Genomic DNA, 24,680 nt, shown 5'->3' with positions numbered 1-24,680 from the left:
CGAACCCGATATTGTCTCCGGTGACTGTTAACCCGGCATTAACCCTCGGCACCGGCCGGACTCGGCCAGTGCAGGGCAAACCGCGTGGTCATCGGGGCTTCGCCGCCGTCGCGCACCAGCTGTGCGCCCATCTCCTCGGCGATGCGCTCGACCAGCCGCAGGCCCAGCCCCAGTCCGGACGAGGCCTGCGCCGGCGGTACCGACACCCCCTCGCGCTGGCCGTCGTCGCTGACCGCGATGCCGCGACCCTGCCCGTCCTGCCAGACGCGGACCTCGACCTGGGAGCCCGCGGGTGTGTGGCGCAGCGCGTTCTCGACCAGGTTGCGCACGGCCAGCTCCAGCAGCATGGGATTGACCCGCACGCGCACGTCCCCGCCGTCCTCCACAAAAGACATCTCGTGCTGGCTCTCATGGGCCAGCTGCGCATGCGCCGAGATCAGGCGCACCGCCACCTCGCCCAGCAAGGCGTCCTGCACCGGTTCGCCGGCCTGGCCATCGCCGGTGCTGGAGGCGCGTTGCGCGCGCGCGAGGTCCAGCAGCTGGGTCAGGATGCGGCCCGCACGCAGCGCTTCCTGTTCCAGCCGGGCCAGCCGCTCGGGCGTGGCCTCGACCTGTGCGGCCCGCGCCTGCAGCGTGATGACGGCCAGCGGCGTGCGCAGCTCGTGCGCCACATCCGAGGCGAACTGCCGTTCGCGCTGCGCCTGCTCCTGCAGCGTGTCGACCATGGTGTTGATCGCAGTCACCGTGCTGGCGAACTCGCGGAAGCGGTGCTGCGACTCCAGCCGCTGGCCGGCAAACGCGTCCAGCGTCGCCACCTCGTCCGAAAGCTGTTCCAGCGGCCGCAATCCGCGCCGCAGTGTCCACCACATCACCAGTGACAGCAGCGGCAGCAGCAGGATGGCCGGCTGCGCCAGGTGTTCGGCGATGTCGCGTGCCAGCACATAGCGCTTCTTCAAGTCCAGCAGCGCCATCACACGGCGCTCGCGCCCGTCGACCCGCGCCGTCTCGACGTAGGCGCGCCAGTCGTGCGGCTCTCCCTTGGCGTCGCGGTAGACCAGGGTGACCAGACCCTTGTCCGGCAGGCGCGAGAGGTCCAGACCGTCCACGAGTTGGTCGCTGTCGTTCACCAGGCGCCGGTTCTCCCAGACCATGATGGCCACGTCCTGCGCGTATTCGTGAGTCTCGCTGCTGGGCACCGGCAACGGCCAGGGCGGCTCGCCCTCGTGGTGCCACGTCGCCGCGCCCATCCAGAGGTTCGCCACCGCGACCAGGTGGCCGTCGGTGAATTTGCGCGTCTCACGCATGCTGGAGTTCCAGCCCACCGCGATCACGATCACCCAGACCACCAGCTGGGCGCCCAGCACCCAGAGCAGCAGATGCCGCCAGAGCGAGCGCCGGGTCGTGGCGGCGGGCAGGTTCACGGCCGTTCCGCCGGGCCGGGCGCTGCCGTCGGCGTCGCTTCCTGCGGGATGAAGTAGCCGACACCGCGCACGGTCTTGATCAGCGTCTCGCCCAGTTTGCGCCGCAGGTGGTGCACATGCACCTCGATCGCGTTGCTTTCCAGCGCTTCGCCGAAGCCGTACAGCGCCGACTCCAGCCGCGCCTTGGACAGCACCTGCGGACGGGCCTGCAGCAAAGTCAGCAGCAAAGCGAACTCCTTGCCGCCCAGCGACACCGGCAGTCCGGCGCGCTCGACCGAGTGCGCGGCCGGATCGACCACCAGGTCACCGTGTTCGATCACCGGTTTGCTGCGGCCACTGGCGCGGCGCAGCATGGCGCGCAGCCGCGCCAGCAGTTCGTTGGGGTCGAAGGGTTTGACGATGTAGTCGTCGGCACCACCGTCCAGGCCGGTGATGCGGTCACTGACGCCGTCGCGCGCGGTCATGATCAGCACCGGCATGTCGTTCTGCGGCAGGCTGGGCTGCCCCGCGCGGCGCACCGCAGAGCGGCGCACCCGCGCCAGCAGGTCCAGGCCATCGCCGTCGGGCAGGCCCAGATCGAGCAGCATCAGGTCGAAGTGCTCGACACACAACGCCGTCCAGGCCGAGTCCAGGGTGCCGCAAACGTCCACCGCATAACCGGCATGGCGCAGCGACAGGCTCAGGCCGCTGGCAATGCCGGGATCATCTTCCACCACCAGAGCTCGCATGTGTGCAACGGCGCAGCGCGCCCCCAAGTAAAGACCCCAAAGGAATTCCATTATCCGGAGCCCCCTTAAGGCGCTCTTAAACTCGCACACCCAACATGCCAGCGCCATGACCAACGACCACAGCCACGCCCTCCCGCCCTCCGCCCGCTGGTTGCTGGGACTGTCCTTGGCCTTGCTTCTGCTCACCCTCGCGTGGGACGCCAGCGGACTGGACCTGCCGACCATGCTGCACATCGGCACGCCGCAGGGGTTCGACCTTCGGCATCAGCCCGTGCTGGAACGGGTGCTGCACGACGGCGTGCGCAAGGTCTCGACCGTGCTGTTCATCCTGATGATCATTTGGGCTGTGCGGCGCGACAGCGGCCGTCCCGGTACAACGACGCGGCGTGAACGGTTGACGGTGCTGGGCCTGGTCACACTGTCGCTGCTGGCGGTCAGCATCACCAAGCAGTTCAGCCGCTCCAGCTGCCCCTGGGAGTGGACCCAGTTCGGCGGTCACGCGGTCTACACCTCCCACTGGAACCTGCTGACCAGTGATGGCGGCGGTGGCAGCTGCTTCCCGGGCGGCCATGCCTCGGGGTCGCTGGCCTTCTTTGCCCTGTGCCTCCCCTGGCTATGGTCGCCGGTGGCCGGCCGCCGCACGTCGATTGGCTGGCAATGGTTCGCGCTGGTGGTGTTCGCGGGCCTGGCCTCGGGCGTCACGCAAACCCTGCGCGGCGCCCATCCGCCGAGCCACACCCTTTGGACCGGCGTGATCTGTACGGCGGTGACCCTGACCGGTTGGTGGCTCGCGCTGCCGAAGCTCAGGGCTGCCCGTAGTACGACTTGAACCAGTCCACGAAGCGCTGCGCGCCGGTTTGCAGGTCGGTGTCGGCGCGCACGCCAAAGCCCGCCTCCAGCCGCGTCGTGTCGGCCCAGGTGTCGGGCACGTCGCCCGGCTGCATCGGCAGGTAGTTCTTGATCGCGGCGCGTCCGCAAGCTTGTTCCAGGCAGCCGATGAAATCCATCAGCGGCACCGGACCGTTGTGGCCCACGTTGAGCACACGGTGCGGCGCGCGGCCGTCCTGGCGCTGTGGCGGTTGTGCAGCCACCGCCATCACCGCGTCCACCACATCGTCGACGTAGGTGAAGTCGCGGCGCAGGTGGCCGTGGTTGTAGACGTCGATCGGCTTGCCCTCGAAGATCGCGCGCACGAACTTGAAGATCGCCATGTCGGGTCGGCCCCAGGGGCCGTAGACCGTGAAGAAGCGCAGCGCCGACGCGGGGATGCCATAGAGGTGGCTGTAGCTGTGCGCCATCAGCTCGTTGGCCTTCTTGCTGGCCGCGTAGAGCGAGATCGGCGAATCGGTGACCATGTCTTCGCGCAGCGGCATCTCGCGCGCAGCGCCGTAGATCGAACTCGACGAGGCGTAGACCAGGTGCTTCACGCCGCCGTGGCGGCAGCCTTCGAGCACCGTCAGCATGCCCGCCAGGTTGCTGTCGAGGTAGGCCATCGGATGGTCGACCGAATATCGCACCCCCGCCTGTGCCGCCAGGTGGATCACGATGTCGTAGGTGGTTTGCGCAAACAGCTCGGCCACGCCTTCGCGGTCGGCCAGGTCCAGCCGGTGAAAGACGAAGCCCGGGCGTGCCAGCAGCCGGTCCAGCCGCGCCTGCTTGAGGGTTGGCTCGTAGTACAGCGTCATGCTGTCCACGCCGTCGACCGCGCAGCCACGGTCGAGCAGGCGGTTGACCAGATGGAAACCGATGAAGCCGGCAGCGCCCGTCACCAGCACGCGTGGCGCAGTGGTGGTTTCAAACAGGCTCATGGCAACACCCCGCGCGGATCGGGCCGGTAGACATAGCGGCGGATTTTCTTCGGCGGCTCGCAGCTGGCGCGCATCGACTCGGCACCGAACAGCACCCATTCACGGCGGTGCGCTTCACCCAGCGACACCGCCTTGTTCACGTCGAAGCAAGCCAGCTCGGCATCGGTCGGCACAAGCAGGAAGCGGTTGGGCGCCTCGTGCATCCAGACCCAGGCATTGCGCTCCTGCTCCTCCAGCGGCGCGAGGTAGCTGAAATGGGTCAGCGGCCGGTGGCTGAACAGCAGGAACTGTTCCTTGAAATACAGCAGCGCCAGCTCGGATGTCGGCGGCAGCTTCTGCTCGACCTGCTCCATCATCTCCTGCGGTGTGCGGTGCGGGTCGACGCGCGGCCAGACCATCAGCGCCACAAACACCCAGACCGTGATCGTGGCCAGCGCGAGCCGCTCCAGCAGGTCGCGACGGCGCACCAGGACGACCACCACCAGCAAGGCGAGCCCCATGGCCATCAGCGGGGTCGCCAGCGTGGCAATCAGCTCGGCGTAGTCGGGCGCCTTGCGCAGCAGCTTCTCGGGCGAGACGCGAAGCACCACGCCCAGGCCGGTGATCACCAGCGCCAGCAGCACCAGAAAACCCTGGAAGAAGAGACCCGTGCGCGCGGCGGCGACGCTCTCGCGCACCCGCGTCCACAGCACCCCGACCACCAGCGCCAGCATCGGCAACGCGGGCAGCATGTAGACCTCGCGCTTGCCCGAGCTCAGCGAGAAAAACAGCAGCACCATCCCGACCCAGACCATCAGCACCCGCGCGCGCCGGTCGTCGCGCAGCAGCGCGACCAGGGGCTTGAAAAACACCAGCAACAGCACCACCAGCGGGAACCACACCGTCGGAATGGCCTGGGTGAAAAAATAGTGCCAGGGCTTGACGTGGTGCCAGGCGTTGACAAAGCGCTCGCCGGTCTGGCGGAACAGCAGGTCGTTGCGGTAGGCGACCATGGTGTCCGTGCCGATGCTGTGCACCTGCCAGAGCATCGGGCCGAGCCAGAGCGCGATGACGGCCAGCATCACCAGCAGACCCGCCACCAGCTTCCAGCGCCAGACCACCGCGCCGGTCTGCCCGGCCGACGGATTCTTCACCCACAGACCGAGCGGCAGCAGCATCAGCAGCGGCAGAAAACCCACCCCCTTGGTGATGATGCCCACCCCCATGCCGGCACAGGCGGTGAAGTACCAGCCCCAGTGCGGCCCGGTGAAAAAATGCCGCAGCAGGCCATAACAACCCAGGGTGATCCAGAAGCACAGCAGCGCATCGATCTGCCCGGTTTTGCCCTGCAACAGGAACTGTGGCGTGAGCACCAGCACCAGCACCGCCGCCAGTGCCACCTCGCGGTTCCACAGCCGCCGGCCAATGTCGTGCACCAGCAGCACGGTGCCGAACGCGGCCAGCGCGCTGGGCAGCAGGAAGGCGATCTTGATCTGGCCGGTCACCACAAAGGTCAGCGCGGCCAGCCACATGAACACCGGCGGCTTGTCCGGGTACGGCTCGCCACCGCGTGTGGGGAACAGCCACTGGCCGCTCTCGACCATCTCGCGCGCGACCTGCGCAAAGCGCGGTTCGTCGGCCGGCCAGGGGTAGCGCAGCCCGATGCCCAGCAGCAGCACGATGGCCGTCGCAACCAGCCAGAACAGGGTCCGGCGGCGGGTCTGTTCGTCAGTGGGCTGGGACATGGGAATGTTCCTGGCGGTAACGCTGGAGGCGCTGCTTGAAACCGTGGTGGTAGAGGTAGAGGCCAAGGCCCGTGGACAGGACCAGCATCACGATGCTGACCCAGATCTGCGAGCTGTCATGCAGCGCGATGCCCGAGCCGGCGTAGCTGAACAGCAGCATCTGCGGCAGGTAGCCCAGCAGGCTGCCAAACAGCACCGCCAGAGGCCGCAGGTCGGACAGCGCGGCCGCGACGTTGGTCACCAGGTTGCTGCCGACCGGAATCAGGCGGATCACGCAGATCCAGATCCAGGTGTCCTCAGCCAGCACGGCCTTGATCAGTTCGATCTTCTGCGCGTACTTCTGGCGCACCCAGTCCATGCCCAGGCGCTGCACCGCGAACATGGTCAGCATGGCACCTGCGCCGGTCAGCAGCGTGCCGATCAGCCCGCCCTGCCAGCCGCCGAACAGGAAGCCGCAGGAAAAGGCCAGCACCTGACGCGGACCACCCAGAGCGGTGTAGAGCACCGAACCGGCGATGAACACCGGCCATGCAATCGCCCGGTTCTGCCTGAACAGCTCCTGCAGCAGCACCTCCTCGGTCACCGGCCCCCACCAGCCCAAGTGCAGGGACAGGAAGGCCAGCGTCAGGACGCCCGTCAGCAGCAAGGGCTTAGCGAGACTCTTCATGCGCAGCGAGCGTGCGGACCTGGGCGATCACCGGGCGCTTGCCGCGCCGGGTCAGCCACATCACGCCCGCCATGTCGACCAGCCCGACCCACAGCCGGTTCCAGGCGTTGTACTTGGACACCCCGGCCTGGCGCGCGCGGTGGTTCACCGGCACCACACGGATCGCGCCGCCCAGGCGCAGCACCAGCGCCGGCAGGTAGCGGTGCATGTGGTCGAAATAGGGCAGCTGCAACCAGGTGGCGCGCGGGATCAGCTTGAGGCCACAGCCGGTGTCAGGGACCTGGTCGCTCAGCAGCTTCTGGCGCACCGCGTTGGCGATGCGCGACTGGAACTTCTTCCACTCGGTGTCCTGCCGGTTCTTGCGGTAGCCGGCGATGCAGAAGTGTTCGCCCTGCGCCTCGGTCTCGCGGGCCACCTTCAGCAGCGCGGGCATGTCGGCCGGGTCGTTCTGGCCGTCGCCGTCGATGGTGATCAGGTAGCGCCCACGCGCCTGGCGGGCCGCGCTCATGAGTGCCGTGCTCTGGCCGACGCTCTTCTCGTGGCGGATCAGCCGGGCTGCTGATCCCAGCGCGGAGCAGCGCTGCAGGAACTCTTCGCCGGTGCCATCGTCGCTGCCGTCATCGACCAGCACGATCTCGAACGCGCACTCGGGGCGCAGCGCTGCGACGACCTCGGCCACCAGCGCACCGATGTTGCCGGTCTCGTTCTTGGCAGGGATCAGCACCGATACGAGGGGCTCGGCAGCAGCGGCAACGGCCGCAGGGAAATCAGTCATGTCAGGAAACCCGTGGAGGTGCGGCCAGGAAGCCGCCAATCGACGCGCCATCGTTCACCCCGACCTGAGGTTCGCCGCGCGGCGCAACACGGGATTTTCCCACGTCGGCGCTCACCAGCCCAGACCGATGTGCAGCGGCAGGTAGACCGACATGCCGGTCACGATGGTGCCCAGCACGCCCTTGCGCCAGAAAAAGTACCCCGCTCCGGCCACCGCCGCGAACAGGCGCGCGTCGCGCCAGGTCTGCACGAGGTGCCCGTGGCTCATCACGACCTCGGGCAGCACCACCGCCGCCAGTGCCGCGATCGGCGCGTACTGCAAGCCGCGCTGCGCCCAGTGCGGCAGGGTCCAGGGGCGGTCCGAAAACAGGAAGAAGCTGCGCGTGACCAACGTGATCACACCCAGCGCGACGATGGTAAGCAGCGTGTGCAGGTCGATGTCAAGCATGGGCCGGTTCCGTGCCCCGCTGGTGCTCGATCAGCAGACAGATCGCCACCGCGCTGGCGATGGCCACCAGGATGTTCAGCCGCAGGGGCAAGGCCCAGGCGGCCACCGCCGCTGAGCCCGCCACGCCCGCCGACACCACCCGCAACGGAGAGGTGGCCAGCGAACACAACACGCCCACCAGCGCCAGGATGCCCGCAAACCCCAGACCCCAGGACAGCGGCACCGCATTCGCCAGGAACACGCCCGCCACGCTGGCGACCATCCAGGCCAGATAGTTCACCGCGCAGTTGCCCATCAGATAGGCCTGCTGCTGCGCCAGCTCTTCGGCACTGGTGCCCGGGTGCGGGTAACGGCGCGCAAAGAACACATAGCTCAGGTCGCCGGTGACGTACCCGCTGACCAGCCGCTGCCAGCGCGGCAGGTGCATCAGGTAGGGCCGCAGGTGGGCCGAGAACACCACGAAGCGCAGGTTGACGCAGAAGGCCGCCGCCAGGATCACCCACATCGGGGCCCCCGCCGTGATCATCGGCACCGCCGCCAGCTGCGCGCTGCCGGCGTAGACGATCAGGGTCATCAGCAGGGCTTCGAGCGCCGACATGCCCGACTGCACCATGGCCACGCCCGTCATCAGCCCCCAGGCAGCGATGCCCATGGCGACCGAGCCCTGGTCGGTGATGCCCTCGCGGAATTCTGGCCGGCGTCGGTGCTCTGCGAGAAAAAACATCAGTCCGCCACAGCGCCAAACACCTGGCCGGGCGCGACCGCAAAGCCCTGGAGGAACTCACGTGCCGGCAGGCGCTTGCCGCCCGCTCGCTGCAGCTCCAGCAGGTTCAGCACGCCCTCGCCGGTGGCCACGCGGATGCCCTCGGCGCCGGCCGACAGCACCTGGCCCGGAGCCGCCGCGCCCGCTTCGGCGGCGACCCGCCATACCTTCACCGCCTCACCAGCCAGCGTGGTGGCCAGCCCCGGCGCCGGCGAGAAAGCGCGCGCGCGGCGCTCGATCACGGCGGCCGGCTGGCGCCAGTCGATCGTGGCCTCGGCCTTGTCGATCTTGGCCGCATAGGTCACACCCTCCGCCGGTTGCGGCTCGGGCCGCAGACCGCCACAGGCCGCCAGCTCCAGCGCTTCGACGATCATCCGGCCGCCCAGGTCGGCCAGCCGGTCGTGCAGTACGCCGGTGGTATCGGCCCTGGTGATCGGCAAGGCCTCGACCAACAGCATGTCGCCCGTGTCCAGCCCGGCGTCCATCTGCATGATGGTCACACCGGTCCGCGCGTCGCCGGCCTCGATGGCGCGGTGGATCGGGGCGGCGCCGCGCCAGCGCGGGAGCAGCGAGGCATGGATGTTCAGGCAGCCCAGGCGCGGCAGGTCCAGCACCCACTGCGGCAGGATCAGGCCGTAGGCTGCCACCACCATGACGTCGGGTTGAGCGGCCTGCAGCGCTTCGCGCGCCGCCGCCGCCTCGTGAGGAAACTTGCCGTCCAGCCGCAGGCTGCGCGGCTGCGCGACGGCAATGCCACGGTCGAGTGCGAACTGCTTGACCGGCGAGGCCTGCAACTTCATGCCGCGGCCGGCGGGTCGGTCCGGCTGGGTCAGCACCAACGGAATCTCGAAGCCCGCAGCGTGCAGCCGCTCCATCGCCACTCGGGCGAATTCCGGCGTGCCGGCGAACACCACGCGCATCGTCAGTCCCTCGCGTCGCGCTCGGCCTTGAGCAGCTTGGTCTTGATGCGGTTGCGCTTGAGCGGCGAGAGGTATTCGACGAACACCTTGCCCATCAGGTGGTCCATCTCGTGCTGGATGCAGACCGCCAGCATGTCCTGCGCATCGATGGTGCGCGACTGGCCCTGTTCGTCCAGCGCGGTGACCTTGACCGCCAGCGAGCGCTCGACACCGTCGTAGATGCCGGGCACAGACAGGCAGCCTTCTTCGCCCTTGCGGGTTTCCGGGCTGGCCCAGTCGATCACCGGGTTGATCAGCACCAGCGGCTGGTCGCGCGTCTCGCTCACGTCGATCACGATCAGGCGCTGGTGCACATCGACCTGTGTGGCCGCCAGACCGATGCCGTGGGCGTCGTACATGGTCGCGAACATGCGGTCGATCAGCTCGCGCAGCTGGTCGTCGAAAGCCACGACGGGCTTGGCCACCGTATTCAGCTTCGGATCGGGATAACGCAGGATGGGCAGCAGTTCAGGAGTGCTCATGTCGGGAAGCAGCGGTCCGCTCGGACCTTGAAAAGGCAAAGGCCCGCCAATGGCGGCAAGAGCCGCATGCAACGGGCAGTGGGAGGTTTGTCGCTATTTTCGCCACTTTTGCATTCCCGGGGGGAGGCGAAAGCCTATTAATATTGCCTAATCAAGGGCTTGGGCGCAAAATCAAATGCGAATTGTCAAGACTTGATGCGCCGTTGGCCCGATGGACGGGCGGCGGTGACCGGCCAGTTTGCGCCAGCCCCAGGGGCCCACACATGCGATTGAACACCCTCCCGACCGCCATCCGTCCCAGCCGCGCTGTCGTCGGCGCCTGCGCCCTGATGCTGGCATCGCTTGCCGGCACCGCCCAGGCGCAGAACTATCCGGTCAGCAACAGCCAGCGCAACACCGCCAACCAGGTGGCACAAGGTGGCGTGGCGCTGTCCGAACTGGCCCCCAACGCACCCGACAGCCACACCGTCAAGCGTGGCGACACGCTGTGGGCAATTTCCAAGATCTTCCTCAAGAGCCCGTGGCGCTGGCCCGAGCTCTGGGGCATGAACCTCGAAGAAATCAAGAATCCGCACCGCATCTATCCCGGACAGGTGCTGTACCTGGACAAGAGCGGTGGACGCGCCCGCCTGTCCACCCGCAAGCCGGGCGAAGGTGACGTGCCCACCGTTCGGGTTTCGCCACGGGTGCGCTCAGAAAGCCTCTCAGACTCCGCCATTCCGCCGGTCAACATGCAGGCGATCGAGGCTTTCCTGGCCGAACCGCTGATCGTGGACGAAGCCACCTTCGCCAAGGCAGCGCGCATCGTTGCCACGCCTGAAAATCGCGTGCTGCTGAGCCTGGGTGACCGCGCCTATGCGCGCGGCCAGTACGGCGAGGCTGGTGACCTGAAGGAAGAGGCGCTGGCCCTGGGTGCGGGCAAGCCTCTGGTCTACCGCGTGTTCCGCAACGCCACGCCCCTGAAAGACCCGTCGTCGGGTGAAGTGCTGGCCTATGAAGCCCAGTATGTCGGCAAGGTGGAGCTGGCGCGGCCCGAAAGCCGCCGCGAAATCGAGGCGGCGCCTGAAGAAGCGAAGAAGCCCGCAGGCAAGGACATCTACAAGCCGCAGTACGAGAACACGACGCACAACTTTGAGCGCGTGCCGGTGGAAGAAAAGGCGCCCGTCAAACCGGTGGCCACAGGCGAGATCATTCCCGCCACCATCGACATCGTCAAAGCCAAGGAAGAGATGCGCGTGGGCGACCGGCTGCTGCCCGACCCGCCACGCGAGTTCCCCAACTACGTGCCGCGCGCACCGGGCAAGCCGTTCAACGGCCAGATCGTTTCCGTCTACGGCAGCGCCGTGCGCTATGCCGCACAAAACCAGGTGGTGTCGATCAACCGCGGCAAGGTGCAAGGCGTCGAGCCAGGGCATGTGCTCGCACTGGTGCGCGACTCCAGCACCCAGATCGACAAGACCGACGAGAGCCGTCCGCAGATCCGCCTGCCGGGCGAGCCCAACGGCCTGATGATGGTCTTCAAGGTCTTCGACAAGGTGTCCTACGCCTTGGTGCTGGACATCGTCGACGGCGTGAAGGTCGGCGACCGCTTCACCAGTCCCTGAGCCGGTGTCCATGGACCGGGACGCTTGCGCCGCCTGGCTCAGGCTGGTGCTCACGCCGGGCGTGGGCAATGACACTGCGCGCCGGCTGCTGGCGGCCTTCGGCCTGCCTTCGGCCATCTGGTCCCAGAGCCCCAGCGCCTGGGAGACCGTCACCAATGGCCGGATCGCCCGGGCCATGCAGACCGTTCCGCCATCGCTCGACGCCGCCGTGGACCGGCTCATGCAGTGGCTGTCGCACGACTGCCACCACGTCGTCACACTGGCCGACAGCCACTACCCGTCAGCCCTGCTGCAGACGGCCGATCCGCCGCCAATGCTCTATGTGCAGGGCCGGCTGGATGTGCTGACCCACCCGCGGCAACTGGCCATCGTCGGCAGTCGCAACCCCACACCGCAGGGCGAAAGCAACGCCCTTGAGTTCGCGCGCAGCCTTGCACAAGCCGATGTCTGCGTCGTCTCCGGTCTGGCGCTGGGCATCGACGGCGCCGCCCACACCGGGGCACTTGAAGGCGGCGGCACCACCATTGCCGTGGTGGGCACCGGGCTGGACACGGTCTACCCGAAGCGGCACGAAGGCCTGGCCCGCCGTATTGCGGCGCATGGTGCCATCGTCAGTGAATACCCGCTGGGCACGCCTCCGCTGGCGGCCCACTTTCCCCAGCGCAACCGGATCATCGCCGGGCTGAGCCAGGGCACGCTGGTGGTCGAGGCAGCCGTTCGCTCAGGCTCGCTGATCACCGCCCGGCTGGCGGCCGAGCAAGGTCGCGAAGTGTTCGCCATCCCTGGCTCCATCCATTCGCCGCAGGCGCGCGGCTGCCACGCCCTGATCCGCCAGGGCGCCAAGCTGGTTGAGTCGGCGCAGGACATTCTGGAAGACCTTCGTCTGACCGAACCGACGGCAGCATCCCGTCCCATTCCGGAAGGCGGGGAAGACAGCCTGCTCGACGCCATGGGCTTCGACCCGGTCGGTCTGGATGCGCTGCAGGCGCGTACCGGCATCGACACGCCGACATTGCAGGCGCGCTTGCTGGAGCTGGAACTGGAAGGTCGGGTCGACCGGCTGCCTGGAGGCCTGCTGCAGCGCAGCGGCCAGGCCTGAGGCCCGGCTTACCCGAGCAGGCGTTCGGGGTTCGCGTCGAGTTTGGCCAGCGCGTCGCGCGTGGCGCGCACGGTCAGGGCTTCGTCTTCGCTCGGCACCAGCAGACCCGCCTGCAGGTAAGCCGCCACTCGGGTGGCCTGGATCAGGAAGCAGCGGCCCACATTGGTCACGAACAGGTACAGCTGACCACGGTCGCTGCGCCAGGCGAACTGCACGCTGTTGAGCTTGCCGTTGTGATCCAGTCCGAACCAGGCGCCAATTTGCAGTTCCTGGGCCCAGGACCGCATGGCTTCGTTGGGCTGGCTGCCGCCGTGCTTGATCACCTCGATGTTGCTGGCGTCCACACCGGTGATCATCTCGATGCTCTCGTTGTCGAGATCCAGATCGCCAACTCCGCTTTCGGGCAGGTAATCTTCCAGGTGCGCCAGGCGCTCGGACATCTGGTCCAGACGTTCCTGCGAAATGGTTTCGGTGCGCGACATGAAGGCGTCGGCCAGCGTGTCGCTCACGGACTTGATGTGAACATCCTGGATCGTCGGCGAATAGCCCAGCAAACTCATGCCCTGGCGCAGGCGCTGCAGCAGGCCCGGCAGTTGCTGGATCACGCGGGCGCGGTCGTTGCGGCTGGGCTTGGCGCTCGCCGCCCACAGCAGCTCCGAGGCCACCCGCTTGAGCGAGGCGGTTTCTTCGTGCTTGATGCCGTACTTGACGCTGGCCACCGCCAGCACCTCGACCCAGACCTTGAACAGAAACTCGCGCACCTCGTCCCGCACCACGATGTCGTCGAGCAGCTTGCGCAGCTCAATCGTGTACTGGACCGACAGGGTCTCCTTCTGCTCGACCTGCTGGGCAACGCTGACGAAGCGGCTGGCGCTGCCCTGTTCGCTCAGGTAGGACTCGAGGAACTTCTGGAACTCGTCGAACACCAGCTGGAACACTCGGCGACCGGTCTCGGGGTACTGTTCGATGACTTGCACCACCCGCTTGATCTCGGCCTCCAGGGCGGCCGAACTGACATTCGACTCGAAGCCCATCACGCAGGAGCCCATGCGGTCGATCAGGCGTCGCGCAGGATGCTGCAGCGCGCTGAAGAACTCGGGTTCGGCCAGCGCCACACGCAGCACCGGAATCTGCAACCGCGCGAACCAGACCCGCACGCTGGGCGGAATGCGTTCTTCGGCCAGGATGCTCTGGAACATCAGTGCCACCACCTCGATGGTGGCCTTTTCGGACGGCGTGCTGGCAGCCTGCTTGAGCTCGGCGGCGCGCTGGCGCAGCACGGTCGCTGCCCGGGCCACATGGGTTCCGTCCATTGCCGGCGAACCCAGACCCGATGCACCGCCGCCTCCGGTCGATGTTCCCAATTCAGCAACCGGCACCGGCATCACCTGGCTCATCGCCTGCTGAAGCCGCGGCGACGTCGGCAGGATCTGGGTGGCCTCGAAATCCCCGCCAATCTTGTCGGCCAGCAGACGCCGCAGTCGGCCGACCACACCCTGCGCCCGCATGCGGGCGCGTGCCAGCGGCGTCGAGTGGGTCATCAGGCGGGTTTCATCGTGCACGCCCATCACGGTCGACGCTTGCCCGGTCTGGCTGGGACCGAAACCGCCACGCCCGCCGGGCGCACCAGCGGCACCGCCGCCAGAACCGCCTCCCACGGCCCCCACGCCCGAGACCCCGGCGCCGGCATAGTTGCTTCCGGCATAGCCGCTGCCATAGCCCGTTCCGCCAGCGTACGACGTGCCTCCGAATCCGTCCCCGCCACCAGCGCCCTGAGGGCCACCTTCGGCAGCCCCCTGGGCGGCCGCGTCCTTGGCGGCATCCTTGCCGGGTCCCGGACCACCCGCTGAACGGCTGCCGGGCGCACGCCGGACCAGGGCCTGCAGATCGATTTCCTTGAGCACTCCGCTGGAAATCAGGAATTCGTTGGCCGACTTGTAGGCGGCGTGCATGGTCTTGGCGAGTACCGGGGACAGCGAGTCCTGCACCAGCGCCCACCCTTCACGGGTCATTTGCACGTCCAGCCACTGGTCGACCAGGATGCGCGCCACCACATCGGGCAGCAGCACGTCGCCACGCGGCAACTCCTGGCGCTTCTCTAGGTGCTGGATGCGCAGCCTCAGTTCGTTGAGGTCGGTCGAAACCAGCTCCAGAACGCGCATCGCGAGGCGCGAGGCCAGGATCTGGTCGTCAATGGCGCCTTCGGCCAGCAGTTCCAGCCTCCCCGTCATGCCGAGCGTGCTGGCATTGCTGGAAGCACGGGGCAACAGAGTTCGCTGCAGGGCTTTCTTGCTCTGGTTCAGCCAGGCGCCTTGGCTCTTGCTGAATGCCGTCCAGGCATCGCGCCGCTCCTGCATCTCGCGAGCGGGACCCGCCTGGTCCAGGATCGCCATCAGCCGGTTGTCGCAGGCCTTGACCAGGTCGGGCAACGCCCGCCCCACGTGAACCACGAAGAGTTCACGCGCCTGTTTGGCCAGAGACGAAACGTGCTGATCAGAGGTTGCCACAGTGGATCAGTATGACACGAAAGACTGCATGTTCAGGTCACCCCCGACGTCGGCCCGCTCACATTTCAAGAGCATCTGCCAGGTCCCGTTCAGACCATGGCACCGCTGTTCGGATCGTCCGGGTTGCCGGTTGCTGTCTTGACCGGACCCTTGATCAGGTCTTCGCGCTTGATGCCCAGCCACATCGCGATGGCCGCGGCCACGAACACGGAAGAATAGATGCCGAACAGGATGCCGATGGTCAGCGCCATGGCGAAGTAATGCAGCGTAGGGCCACCGAACAGCAGCATCGACAGCACCATGATCTGGGTCGATCCGTGGGTGATGATGGTGCGGCTGATGGTCGAGGTGATCGCGTGATCGATGATCTGGACCGTGTTCATCTTGCGCTGGCGGCGGAAGGTCTCGCGGATCCGGTCGAAGATCACCACGGATTCGTTGACCGAATAGCCCAGCACCGCCAGCACCGCAGCCAGCACCGCCAGCGAGAACTCCCACTGGAAGAAGGCGAAGAAGCCCAGGATGATCACCACGTCGTGCAGGTTGGCCACGATGGCCGAGACGGCATATTTCCACTCGAAACGGATCGCGAGGTAGATCACGATGCCCGCGATCACCAGGCCCAGCGCCATCAGGCCGTGTTGCACCAGCTCCTGCCCCACCTGCGGGCCGACGAACTCGGTGCGCTTGAGCGTCACCGCCGGGTTCTGGGCCTTCAGCGCCGACAGCACGGTTTCGCTCTGCTGGCCAGAGGTCTGGCCTGCCTTGGCCGGCAGACGCAGCAGCACGTCCTTGGAGGTGCCGAAGTTCTGCACCGGCACCTCGGCGTACCCCAGACCCTCGACCACCTTGCGCACGCCTTCCAGATCGGCCGGCTGCGAATAGGCGACCTCCATCACCGTGCCGCCGGTGAATTCGACCGACAGGTTCAGGCCACGCGAGACCAGAAAAAACACGGCCAGCACGAAGGTGATGGCCGACACCGCGTTCAGCACGATGGCGTGCCGCATGAACGGGATGTCTTTGCGGATGCGGAAAAGTTCCATGTTCGTGCTCCCGGATCAGTCGGCCTTGTTGGCCACGTCGCTGCCGCCCTCGGGGCGCCACACCGTGCCGATGGACACGCTCTTGAGTTTCTTCTGACGGCCATACCAGAGGTTGACCAGGGCTCGCGAGAACACCACCGACGAGAACATGCTGGTCAGGATGCCGATGCAATGCACCACGGCGAAACCGCGCACCGGGCCGGAACCGAAGATCAGCAGCGCGACACCGGCGATCAGCGAGGTGATGTTGGAGTCGAGGATGGTGCCCCAGGCGTGGTCGTAACCGACGTTGATCGCGGTCTGTGGTGCCGAACCGTTGCGCAGCTCTTCGCGCACGCGCTCGTTGATCAGCACGTTGGCGTCGATGGCCATGCCCAGTGCCAGCGCCATGGCCGCCATGCCGGGCAGCGTCAGCGTCGCCTGCAGCATCGACAGGATCGCCACCAGCAGCACCAGGTTGAAGCCCAGCGCCAGGCTGGAGAACACGCCGAACAGCATGTAGTACAGGCACATGAAGGCCGCCACCACCAGGAAGCCGATGGTCACGCTGTTGAATCCGCGCTCGATGTTTTCCTTGCCCAGGCTCGGGCCGATGGTGCGCTCTTCGATGATCTCCATCGGCGCGGCCAGCGAACCGGCGCGCAGCAGCAGCGCGGTGTCGTTGGCTTCGACGGTGTTCATGCTGCCGGAAATCTGCACCCGGCCGCCGCCGATCTCGGAGCGGATCACCGGCGCCGTCACGACCTCGCCCTTGCCCTTCTCGAACAGGATGATGGCCATGCGCTTGCCGATGTTCTCGCGCGTCACGTCGCGGAACACGCGCGAGCCCTTGCTGTCCAGGGTCAGGTGCACGGCCGGCTGCTGCTGGTCGTCGAAACCGGCCTGGGCGTCGGTCAGGTTTTCACCGGTCAGCAGCACCTCGCGCTTGACGATGACGGGGCGGCCATTGCGCTCCAGGTATTTCTCGGCGCCGAACGGCACCGCGCCGGTGCCGCTCTCGGCCGCCTGCCCCTCGGTGCTCTCGTCGACCAGGCGCACTTCCAGCGTGGCAGTGCGGCCCAGGATGTCCTTGGCCTTGGCCGTGTCCTGCACGCCCGGCAGCTGGACCACGATGCGGTCAGCACCCTGCTGCTGGATCACGGGCTCGGAGACTGCCAGTTCGTTGATCCGGTTGTGCAGTGTGGTGATGTTCTGCTTGAGCGCCGCCGACTGCACAGTCGTGGCGGCCTGCGGCTTGAGCGTGGCCGTCAGGCGGAACTCGGCGCCGTCGGGCGCGCGCACCACCTGCAGGTCGGCGAACTGGTCAGCGATCAGGTTTTCGATCGCCTGCGCCGTGGCTTCGTCGCGGGCACGCACTTCGATGTTGTTGCCGTTGCGCTGGATGCCACCGTGGCGCACGTTCTTTTCGCGCAGGGCAGTGCGCAGGTCGGCCGCCATGACTTCGACCTTGCGCTGCAGCGCTGCAGCCATGTCGACCTGGAGCATGAAGTGCACGCCGCCGCGCAGGTCCAGGCCGAGGTACATCGGCGCGGCACCGATCTTCGAGAGCCAGGTCGGTGTGCGCGGCACCAGGTTCAGTGCCACCACGAAGCCTGGGTTGGACGGATCGGGGTTGAGCGTGTGCTCGATCGCGTCGCGCGCCTTGATCTGGTCGTCGGTGGTCTCGAACCGCGCCTTGACCGAACTGCCTTCCTGCTGCACCTGCGAGGCCTTCACGCCCTCGCGTTCCAGCGTCTGCTCCACGCGGGTGACGGTCGTCCCGTCGACCTTGACCGAAGAACGCGCGGCCGATACCTGCACCGCCGGCGATTCGCCGAACAGGTTGGGCAGCGAAAACAGCACGCCGACCACCAGCGCCACCGCGATGATCAGGTACTTCCAGAGAGGGTAGCGATTCATGACAGGCCCTTCGGCACAGAGATCTTTTCAATCCAGAGTGCTGCAGAACCGGCTTTGCCGGGCTGCAGGCACTGCCCCCTTGAGGGGGGAACGGGCCCAAAAGGGCCCGTGCGGGGGTGTTACTTCAACGTGCCCTTGGGCAGCACCTGCACCACGGCCGAGCGCTGCATCTGCACTTCCACGCCACTGGCCAGTTCCACACCAATGTAGGCTTCACCGATCTTCGAAACCTTGCCCAGGAAACCACCGGCGGTCACGATTTCGTCGCCCTTGGCGAGCGCTTCGACCATGGCCTTGTGCTCTTTCTGCTTCTTCATCTGGGGGCGGATCATGACGAAGTACAGCACCACGAACATCAGCACCAGCGGCAGCATGCTGATCAGGGTGCTCTGGGTGTCGCCGGCACCGGCTGCGGTTTGGGCAAAGGCAGAGGAAATGAACACTGAATTCTCCGAAAACGACTGGGTCAGGTGGATTGCATGACAGTCTCCCCGTCCAAGCCATCTCGGCAGGGGCAACGTCAGGCAAGCCGATCATTGTATTCGGCGCCCCCCACAAGAGCGCCGTGTGCTGACATTGACAATCCGTCAGGCTGTGCCTGCCACTGCCCGCGGTCCACCGGGCTGTCCCGCCCGGAAAGAACCACACCCAGGCGCTGAAACCAGTCTTCCGACGGCAAGTGCGGCACCCATCGGCCGGCACCCATGAGGAGCGCCACCGCAGCAAGACCGGCGGGGAACACCCTCCGAAGCGTCGCCGGGGTGTGCCAGGTCTTCAGGGCCGACAGGCCCACACCGGCCACCAGAGCACCAAGCGCAAAGCCAGCAGCCGCCTCGGAAACCGGATGCGCGTGCAATGCCACCCGGGAGACGGCCACGGCACCTCCCAGCACCAGGCCGATGAACGCTCCAAGCCAGCGCCACCGCGGGGAATTCCCCGCCAACGCGGCAACCGCCACGGGCCAGAAGGCGGTGGCCATGGTTGCATGGCCGCTGAAGCAGGTCAGGTCCCAGGCTCGGACTCCGGTGCCCCATCCATAAAACAGGACCTTGGTACCGGCCACCAGCAAACTGGCCAGAGCCAGCGCGAGCCACCAGCGCAGCACCAGCGCCAGCCTGACCTGCTCTCCCCAGAGCACCGCGCCCAACGCGATGGCCAGCGGCCACACCAGCGCTGCGCTCCCCAGCGAAGTCAGAAACAGCCAGTCCATGTCCGGAGGGTATCAGCCCCGGATGACAGCCTGCCTCTGAAGGTCGTCAGGCGGCGCGCGCGTTCGCTCCTGCCGGCTGACGCCACTGCGCCATCAGTCCGTCCCAGCGCTGGCGGGCGGCCGCCAGGTGGCGCACCTTCACATGGCCGTAGCCCCGGATCTGCTCCGGAATGCGGGCAATGTCCAGCGCCAGCGCGTGGTTGGCTGCGTCCAGGCTTTGCATCAACTCCTCGACGCTCGCGCGGTACTCGGCGATCAGGGCGCGTTCGGTGCGGCGCTCTTCGGTGCGGGCAAAGATGTCCAGCGCCGTGCCACGCAGCCCCTTGAGTTTGGCCAGCAGCCTGAAGCCGGTGAACATCAGCGGGCCGTATTTCTGCTTGACCAGCTCACCCTTGGCGTTGGTCTTGGCGAACAGCGGCGGCGCCAGATGCACGTGCAGCTTGAAGTCCCCCTCGAACTGCGCCGCCAGCTTCGCGTGGAAAGCCGGGTCGCTGTGCAGGCGCGCGACTTCGTACTCGTCCTTGTAGGCCATGAGCTTGAACAGGTACCGGGCCACGGCCTCGGTCAGCGCAGTCTTGCCCAGTTTTGCTTCGGCGTCCTGCACGCGGCGCACAAAGACCTCGTATTCACCCGCGTAGGCCGCGTTCTGGTAAGCGGTCAGGAACTCGACCCGGCGCGCCACCAGGCTGTCGACCGTCTCGCGCTTGTGGAAGCGGAGCACGTTTTCGCCCACCGGGTTGAGCAACATCGCCATCGCCTTGGGGTCGTGCGCGGCGCGACGGCCCCACTCGAAGGCCTGCCGGTTTTTCTCGACCTGCACCGCGTTGAGCTCAATGGCGCGCATCAGAGCCGTCAGCCCCAGCGGCACCCAGCCGCGCTGCCAAGCGTAGCCGAGCATCATCGGGTTGGTGTAGATCGAGTCGCCCATCAGCTTGGTGGCTGCGGTCTCGGCGTCGAACACACCGACCGCCTCGGTGCCGAGGGCACCCACCAGCGCGTCGACGCAGGCCTGTGCCGGGTTCTGCCACTCCGTGTTCTTCACGAACGCGGCCGTCGGCGTGGCGCTGGCGTTGAGCGCCACGTGGCTGCGGTCGGCGCGCAGCCGCAGCCAGCTTTCCTTGTTGGCCGCCACGATCGGGTCGCAGCCGATGATCAGGTCGGCCGACGCCGCAGACACGCGAGTGGTGCGGATCACGTCCTGGTGCGCACCGATCAGCACATGGCTCCAGGTCGCGCCGCCCTTCTGCGCCAGACCCGCCGCGTCCTGCGTGACGATGCCCTTGCCCTCGATGTGGGCCGCCATGCCCAGCAGCTGGCCGATGGTGATGACACCGGTGCCGCCGACGCCCGCGACCACGATGCCCCAGGCCGCGTCGGCCAGCAGCGGCTGCTTCGGTTCGGGCAGCGTGCCGCCGGTCCACTCGGCCCTGTTGTCCGCCTTCTTCTTGCGCAGCTGGCCGCCGTCGACGGTGACGAAGCTGGGGCAGAAGCCCTTGACGCAGGAGAAGTCCTTGTTGCAGGTGCTCTGGTTGATGGCGCGCTTGCGGCCGAACTCGGTTTCCAGTGGCTCGACCGACAGGCAGTTGCTCTGCACGCCGCAATCGCCGCAGCCTTCGCAGACCGCCTCGTTGATGACCACGCGCTCGGTCGGCTCGACCATGGTGCCGCGCTTGCGGCGGCGGCGCTTCTCGGTGGCGCAGGTCTGGTCATAGATGATGACCGTGGTCCCCTGGATCTCGCGGAACTCGCGCTGCACCGCGTCCAGCGTGTCGCGGTGCTGGATCGCGATGCCGGCCGGCAGGCCTTGCACGGCCGCGTACTTCTCCGGTTCGTCGGTAACGATGGTGATCTTCACCGCGCCCTCGGCGCGCATGCTCTGCGCGATCTGCACCACGCTGTGGCCCTCGGGGCGCTCACCGACCTGCTGGCCGCCGGTCATGGCGACCGCGTCGTTGTAGAGGATCTTGTAGGTGATGTTCACGCCGGCGGCGATGCTCTGGCGCACCGCCAGCAGGCCGCTGTGGAAGTAGGTGCCGTCGCCCAGGTTGGCGAACATGTGCTGGTCGTGGCTGAACGGCTGCTGGCCGACCCAGGGCACGCCCTCGCCGCCCATCTGGGTGAAGCCGGTGGTGGAACGGTCCATCCAGATCGTCATGAAGTGGCAGCCGATGCCAGCCATGGCGCGCGAGCCTTCGGGCACCTTGGTGGACGTGTTGTGCGGGCAACCCGAGCAGAACCAGGGCTGGCGCTCGGCGCCTTCGACGCCCTTGGTCAGCAGCGTCTGCATCGACTGCTCCTGCGCCGTCAGGATGGCCAGCTGCGCGTCAATGCGAGCCTGCACATCTTCGGGCAAGCCGATCTTGCGCAGGCGCCGCGCCACGGCGCGCGCGATGATGGCCGGCGACAGGTCGGCGTTGGCGCGCAGCAGGGTGTGGGCGCTGGGGTTGGGCATGGACCATTCGCCGCCGGTGAAGTCGCCCTCCACCTCGTCGAACTTGCCCAGCACGTGCGGGCGCACGTCGGCGCGCCAGTTGTAGAGCTCTTCCTTGAGCTGGTATTCGATGACCTGGCGCTTTTCTTCCACCACCAGGATCTCGCGCAGGCCGGTGGCGAATTCGCGCGTGGTCTGCGCCTCCAGCGGCCAGACCACGTTCACCTTGTGCAGGCGCAGGCCGATGCGGCGGCAGGTTTCGTCGTCCAGGCCTAGGTCCAGCAGCGCCTGGCGCGTGTCGTTGAAGGCCTTGCCGCTGGCGATGATGCCGAAGCGGTCGTTCGGGCCGGCCACCACGTTGTGGTTGAGCTTGTTGGCGCGGATGTAGGCCAGCGCGGCGTACCACTTGTAGTCGAACAGGCGCGCTTCCTGGTCCAGCGCGTGGTCGGGCCAGCGGATGTGCACGCCGCCGGGCGGCATGTCGAACTCGGGGATCACGATCTGCACCCGCTCCGGGTCGATCATCGCCGTGGCGCTGGATTCGACGATTTCCTGGATGGTCTTCATGCCGGCCCAGACGCCGGAGAAACGGCTCATGGCGAAGGCGTGCAGGCCCAGGTCCAGGATGTCCTGCACCGTGGACGGGAAGAACACCGGCAGGCCGCAGGCCTTGAAGATGTGGTCGCTCTGATGCGCGGCGGTCGAGCTCTTGGCCACGTGGTCGTCGCCGGCCACTGCGATCACGCCGCCCCAGGGCGTGGTGCCGGCCATGTTGGCGTGCTTGAACACGTCGGAGCAGCGGTCCACGCCCGGGCCCTTGCCGTACCAGATGCCGAACACGCCGTCGAACTTGTTGCTGCCGGGCGGGGCGAAGCCCAGCTGCTGCGTGCCCCAGAGGGCAGTGGCCGCCAGCTCTTCGTTCACGCCGGGCTGGAAGACGATGTTCTGTTGCTTGAGATACGGCGCAGCCTTCTGCAGTGCCTGGTCATAGCCGCCCAGCGGCGAACCCCGGTAACCGCTGATGAACCCCGCCGTGTTCTTGCCGACCAGGGCGTCGCGCTGACGCTGCAGCATGGGCAGCTTGACCAGCGCCTGCACGCCGCTCATGAAAGCGCGGCCGTGGTCCAGGGAATATTTGTCGTCGAGGGTGACGGTTTCCAGCGCCTTGCGGACGTGCTCGGGCAGCGGTGCATTCATGTTGTTGTCTCCTGCTGTGGGTGGGGAAGCGCCTTGTGGGCACTTTTTTCCTGGAATCCGGCCAGATCGGCTGGTGCCAGTATGGCGATCAGTGTATGTCCCGGACGGCGACAGGTGTTTGCTTTTCATGCCCGCTATTGCGACACTTGAGAAAGCTTCTTTCTCCAAAACGCCATCTATGGAAACACTCGACAAGTTTGACCTCGCCATCCTGAACGAGCTGCAAAACGACGGCCGTCTGACCAACGCCGAACTGGCCAGCCGCGTGGGTCTGTCGGCCGCGCCGTGCTGGCGCCGGGTGCGGGCGCTGGAAGAAGCGGGATTCATCACCGGTTACCGGGCCGAACTCAACCGCGAGAAGATCGGCCTGGGGGTGTTGGCCTTTGTGCGTCTGGACGCCGAACGCAACAGCGGCGACGTGACGCGCCAGCTCGAAGCGACGATCCAGAAAATTCCTGAAATCGTCAGCTGCCACTACATCAGCGGCTCCGGCACCTTCGAGCTGCAGGTGGTCTGCCCCGACCTGGGCGAGTTCAGCCGCTTCGCCCGCGAGGTGCTGATCAACCTGCCCAATGTGAAAGACCTGCACACCTCGTTTTCGCTCGGCGAAGTGAAGTCGGCGGGAGCGCTTCCGCTGGGACATCTGAAGCGGTAGCGAAGGTTTCGGGGTGAATTCTTGATCGCAGGAACAGGGGGTCAACGACCCATTTGTTCTGGCTCAAGTCCCGCCGGCATCTGCCGATACTGCCTGTGTGAAACTTTTCTGGAACACTCCACCAGCTCCCGTTCAGGGCGTCCGAACTCCGCTCCAGCGTGAGCGAACCGCATGGACCCTTGCCGGCATCCTGTTCGCCTGCGTGGCGCTGTTGGCTGGCCCAATGGGCGAATCCGCCAGATCCCCAATGGCCTACGTGCAAGCTGCTTCAGCCGCAGCCAGCCCTCTGGAGTCCGGGCTCTCTGATCTGATCAGTCTGTCGCGGCAACGCCGCGTCCTCGTCGCAGCCAGAGATGTCGATGTGGGGGAGCTGGCCCGGCTGGACGCCTTGCTGCGCCAGTCACTGGGAGCGCTTCGGCGGCAGTCCGACAGCTTGCCCGCATCCATCGCTCTCGACGTGAGCGCACTGAACACCGACTGGCAAGTCCTCGAATCTGCCCATCCAGGCCTGCAGAGCACCCCGTTTGCACGGTTCGCCCAACACAGCCAGTTCATAGACAACCAGTTGGCTCTGCTCTCACACGTCCGAGAAGTCGGTCTTTGAGACCCCCAAAGACAAACGGCATCCGTTTCCGGATGCCGTCGCAGGACTCGATTCGCCGTGGAATCAGGCGCCGCTGATCGGAGGCGTCGGAGCCGGGGCGGGCGCCGCAGCAGCCGGGGCTGGGGCCGGAGCCGGCGTCGGAGGAACGACTGCAGGGGCTGGGGCCGGCGTCGTTCCGCCGCGGGTCTGGTTGTACAACACACCCAGACCAGCAGCTCCGATCAGCAGTTTGGTCGGGGTGGACAGGCCCGCACCACCAGCACCGGCGCCAGCACCAGGGTTGGCGGCCAGGAACTGGGTACAGGCAGCTTCCGACACCGGCAGCGACTGGCCGCCCTGGATCGTCACCGTACAGCCGCTGGCAAACTGGATGGTGGCCTTGCCGTTGGAGGTACTGAGAACCTCGGCACCTTGCTGCAACGGCATGTTGGCAGACGCGTTGGTCAGCTGGTTGTTGGAAGTCACCGTCACAAGCCCTTCGACCGACTTGATGACCGCGTAAGGCGCCTGTTGTGCGACGGCGATACTCGCAGCAGAGGCCACAACGAGCGCAACGAGAGAAGTCTTCATGAATGATTCCTGGCGGAAGATGCAGGCCAGCTGCAAGGGAAAAAGGTTATTGGATTATCGTGCACAGAGAACTGTTTGTCACTC

At 66.7% G+C, this 24,680-nt stretch carries 22 protein-coding genes; 5 read left to right on the top strand and 17 right to left on the bottom strand.

All coding sequences use genetic code 11. The annotated features are described in order from the left end of the window. Positions 1 to 38: 38 nt before the first annotated feature. On the bottom strand, positions 39 to 1,421 hold the full coding sequence (locus tag ACLIJ1_RS21835; protein WP_411367676.1) for a sensor histidine kinase: 1,383 nt from the start codon (positions 1,419 to 1,421) through the stop codon (positions 39 to 41). After that, positions 1,418 to 2,149, bottom strand: a complete 732-nt coding sequence (locus ACLIJ1_RS21830) for a response regulator (RefSeq protein ID WP_411367675.1) — start codon at positions 2,147 to 2,149, stop codon at positions 1,418 to 1,420. Before ACLIJ1_RS21830 ends, ACLIJ1_RS21835 begins: the two co-directional genes overlap by 4 nt. 106 nt (positions 2,150 to 2,255) lie before the next feature. On the opposite strand from ACLIJ1_RS21830, the gene ACLIJ1_RS21825 reads away from it, so the two are divergent. Then, positions 2,256 to 2,978, top strand: a complete 723-nt coding sequence (locus tag ACLIJ1_RS21825; RefSeq protein WP_411367674.1) for a phosphatase PAP2 family protein — start codon at positions 2,256 to 2,258, stop codon at positions 2,976 to 2,978. Here ACLIJ1_RS21825 and ACLIJ1_RS21820 read toward each other — a convergent pair. The 8 genes from ACLIJ1_RS21820 to def all read right to left on the bottom strand — a co-directional run bounded on the left by ACLIJ1_RS21820 (position 2,953) and on the right by def (position 9,774). Continuing rightward, positions 2,953 to 3,957: an NAD-dependent epimerase/dehydratase family protein gene (locus ACLIJ1_RS21820; RefSeq protein WP_411367673.1), complete on the bottom strand. Its 1,005-nt coding sequence runs from the start codon at positions 3,955 to 3,957 to the stop codon at positions 2,953 to 2,955. The genes ACLIJ1_RS21825 and ACLIJ1_RS21820 overlap by 26 nt on opposite strands. After that, positions 3,954 to 5,681, bottom strand: a complete 1,728-nt coding sequence (locus ACLIJ1_RS21815) for an ArnT family glycosyltransferase (RefSeq protein ID WP_411367672.1) — start codon at positions 5,679 to 5,681, stop codon at positions 3,954 to 3,956. The genes ACLIJ1_RS21820 and ACLIJ1_RS21815 overlap by 4 nt, the downstream gene beginning before the upstream one ends. Beyond that, positions 5,665 to 6,348, bottom strand: a complete 684-nt coding sequence (locus ACLIJ1_RS21810) for a TVP38/TMEM64 family protein (RefSeq protein WP_411367671.1) — start codon at positions 6,346 to 6,348, stop codon at positions 5,665 to 5,667. Before ACLIJ1_RS21810 ends, ACLIJ1_RS21815 begins: the two co-directional genes overlap by 17 nt. Continuing rightward, on the bottom strand, positions 6,332 to 7,123 hold the full coding sequence (locus tag ACLIJ1_RS21805) for a glycosyltransferase family 2 protein (protein WP_411367670.1): 792 nt from the start codon (positions 7,121 to 7,123) through the stop codon (positions 6,332 to 6,334). The genes ACLIJ1_RS21810 and ACLIJ1_RS21805 overlap by 17 nt, the downstream gene beginning before the upstream one ends. Positions 7,124 to 7,234: 111 nt before the next feature. Then, a complete protein-coding gene (locus tag ACLIJ1_RS21800; RefSeq protein ID WP_411367669.1) occupies positions 7,235 to 7,570 on the bottom strand; it encodes an AzlD domain-containing protein in 336 nt (111 codons plus the stop codon). Next, positions 7,563 to 8,294 carry an AzlC family ABC transporter permease gene (locus tag ACLIJ1_RS21795; protein ID WP_411367668.1) on the bottom strand — a complete coding sequence of 244 codons (732 nt, stop codon included), beginning with the start codon at positions 8,292 to 8,294 and terminating at the stop codon, positions 7,563 to 7,565. Before ACLIJ1_RS21795 ends, ACLIJ1_RS21800 begins: the two co-directional genes overlap by 8 nt. Next, a complete protein-coding gene (gene fmt, locus ACLIJ1_RS21790; protein WP_411367667.1) occupies positions 8,294 to 9,253 on the bottom strand; it encodes a methionyl-tRNA formyltransferase in 960 nt (319 codons plus the stop codon). The genes ACLIJ1_RS21795 and fmt overlap by 1 nt, the downstream gene beginning before the upstream one ends. A gap of 2 nt (positions 9,254 to 9,255) precedes the next feature. Further along, complete coding sequence (gene def, locus ACLIJ1_RS21785; RefSeq protein ID WP_411367666.1) at positions 9,256 to 9,774, bottom strand: peptide deformylase; 519 nt, start codon at positions 9,772 to 9,774, stop codon at positions 9,256 to 9,258. Between the two features lie 263 nt (positions 9,775 to 10,037). On the opposite strand from def, the gene ACLIJ1_RS21780 reads away from it, so the two are divergent. Further along, positions 10,038 to 11,378, top strand: a complete 1,341-nt coding sequence (locus tag ACLIJ1_RS21780) for a LysM peptidoglycan-binding domain-containing protein (RefSeq protein WP_411367665.1) — start codon at positions 10,038 to 10,040, stop codon at positions 11,376 to 11,378. Between the two features lie 10 nt (positions 11,379 to 11,388). Further along, positions 11,389 to 12,477 (top strand): DNA-processing protein DprA, encoded by a 1,089-nt coding sequence (dprA, locus tag ACLIJ1_RS21775; protein WP_411367664.1) that lies wholly within the window; start codon positions 11,389 to 11,391, stop codon positions 12,475 to 12,477. An 8-nt stretch (positions 12,478 to 12,485) separates the two neighbouring features. Here the strand turns inward: dprA and ACLIJ1_RS21770 are convergent, their stop codons facing one another. The 6 genes from ACLIJ1_RS21770 to ACLIJ1_RS21745 all read right to left on the bottom strand — a co-directional run bounded on the left by ACLIJ1_RS21770 (position 12,486) and on the right by ACLIJ1_RS21745 (position 22,767). Further along, a complete protein-coding gene (locus tag ACLIJ1_RS21770) occupies positions 12,486 to 14,984 on the bottom strand; it encodes a DUF1631 family protein (protein WP_411367663.1) in 2,499 nt (832 codons plus the stop codon). Positions 14,985 to 15,073: 89 nt separating this feature from the next. Continuing rightward, positions 15,074 to 16,030 carry a protein translocase subunit SecF gene (gene secF / locus ACLIJ1_RS21765; RefSeq protein ID WP_411367662.1) on the bottom strand — a complete coding sequence of 319 codons (957 nt, stop codon included), beginning with the start codon at positions 16,028 to 16,030 and terminating at the stop codon, positions 15,074 to 15,076. A gap of 15 nt (positions 16,031 to 16,045) precedes the next feature. After that, a complete protein-coding gene (gene secD, locus ACLIJ1_RS21760; RefSeq protein WP_411367661.1) occupies positions 16,046 to 17,929 on the bottom strand; it encodes a protein translocase subunit SecD in 1,884 nt (627 codons plus the stop codon). 119 nt (positions 17,930 to 18,048) lie between these two features. Further along, positions 18,049 to 18,372 (bottom strand): preprotein translocase subunit YajC, encoded by a 324-nt coding sequence (gene yajC / locus ACLIJ1_RS21755; protein ID WP_411367660.1) that lies wholly within the window; start codon positions 18,370 to 18,372, stop codon positions 18,049 to 18,051. 77 nt (positions 18,373 to 18,449) lie between these two features. Then, positions 18,450 to 19,139, bottom strand: a complete 690-nt coding sequence (locus ACLIJ1_RS21750) for a phosphatase PAP2 family protein (protein ID WP_411367659.1) — start codon at positions 19,137 to 19,139, stop codon at positions 18,450 to 18,452. Between the two features lie 46 nt (positions 19,140 to 19,185). Beyond that, positions 19,186 to 22,767, bottom strand: a complete 3,582-nt coding sequence (locus ACLIJ1_RS21745) for an indolepyruvate ferredoxin oxidoreductase family protein (RefSeq protein WP_411367658.1) — start codon at positions 22,765 to 22,767, stop codon at positions 19,186 to 19,188. A 178-nt stretch (positions 22,768 to 22,945) separates the two neighbouring features. Here ACLIJ1_RS21745 and ACLIJ1_RS21740 point away from each other — a divergent pair, with 178 nt between their 5' ends. Next, positions 22,946 to 23,422: an Lrp/AsnC family transcriptional regulator gene (locus ACLIJ1_RS21740; RefSeq protein ID WP_411367657.1), complete on the top strand. Its 477-nt coding sequence runs from the start codon at positions 22,946 to 22,948 to the stop codon at positions 23,420 to 23,422. A 247-nt stretch (positions 23,423 to 23,669) separates the two neighbouring features. Continuing rightward, on the top strand, positions 23,670 to 24,026 hold the full coding sequence (locus tag ACLIJ1_RS21735; RefSeq protein WP_411367656.1) for a hypothetical protein: 357 nt from the start codon (positions 23,670 to 23,672) through the stop codon (positions 24,024 to 24,026). A 63-nt stretch (positions 24,027 to 24,089) separates the two neighbouring features. Here ACLIJ1_RS21735 and ACLIJ1_RS21730 read toward each other — a convergent pair whose 3' ends face one another. Further along, a complete protein-coding gene (locus ACLIJ1_RS21730) occupies positions 24,090 to 24,596 on the bottom strand; it encodes a hypothetical protein (protein WP_411367655.1) in 507 nt (168 codons plus the stop codon). Positions 24,597 to 24,680 lie beyond the last annotated feature (84 nt).

Origin of the sequence: Hydrogenophaga sp. RWCD_12, assembly GCF_046604225.1 — a bacterium.
Lineage (GTDB): Bacteria > Pseudomonadota > Gammaproteobacteria > Burkholderiales > Burkholderiaceae_C > Hydrogenophaga.
The sequence above is the reverse complement of the archived record's forward strand: the minus strand, read 5'-3'. Positions and strand labels throughout refer to the sequence as shown.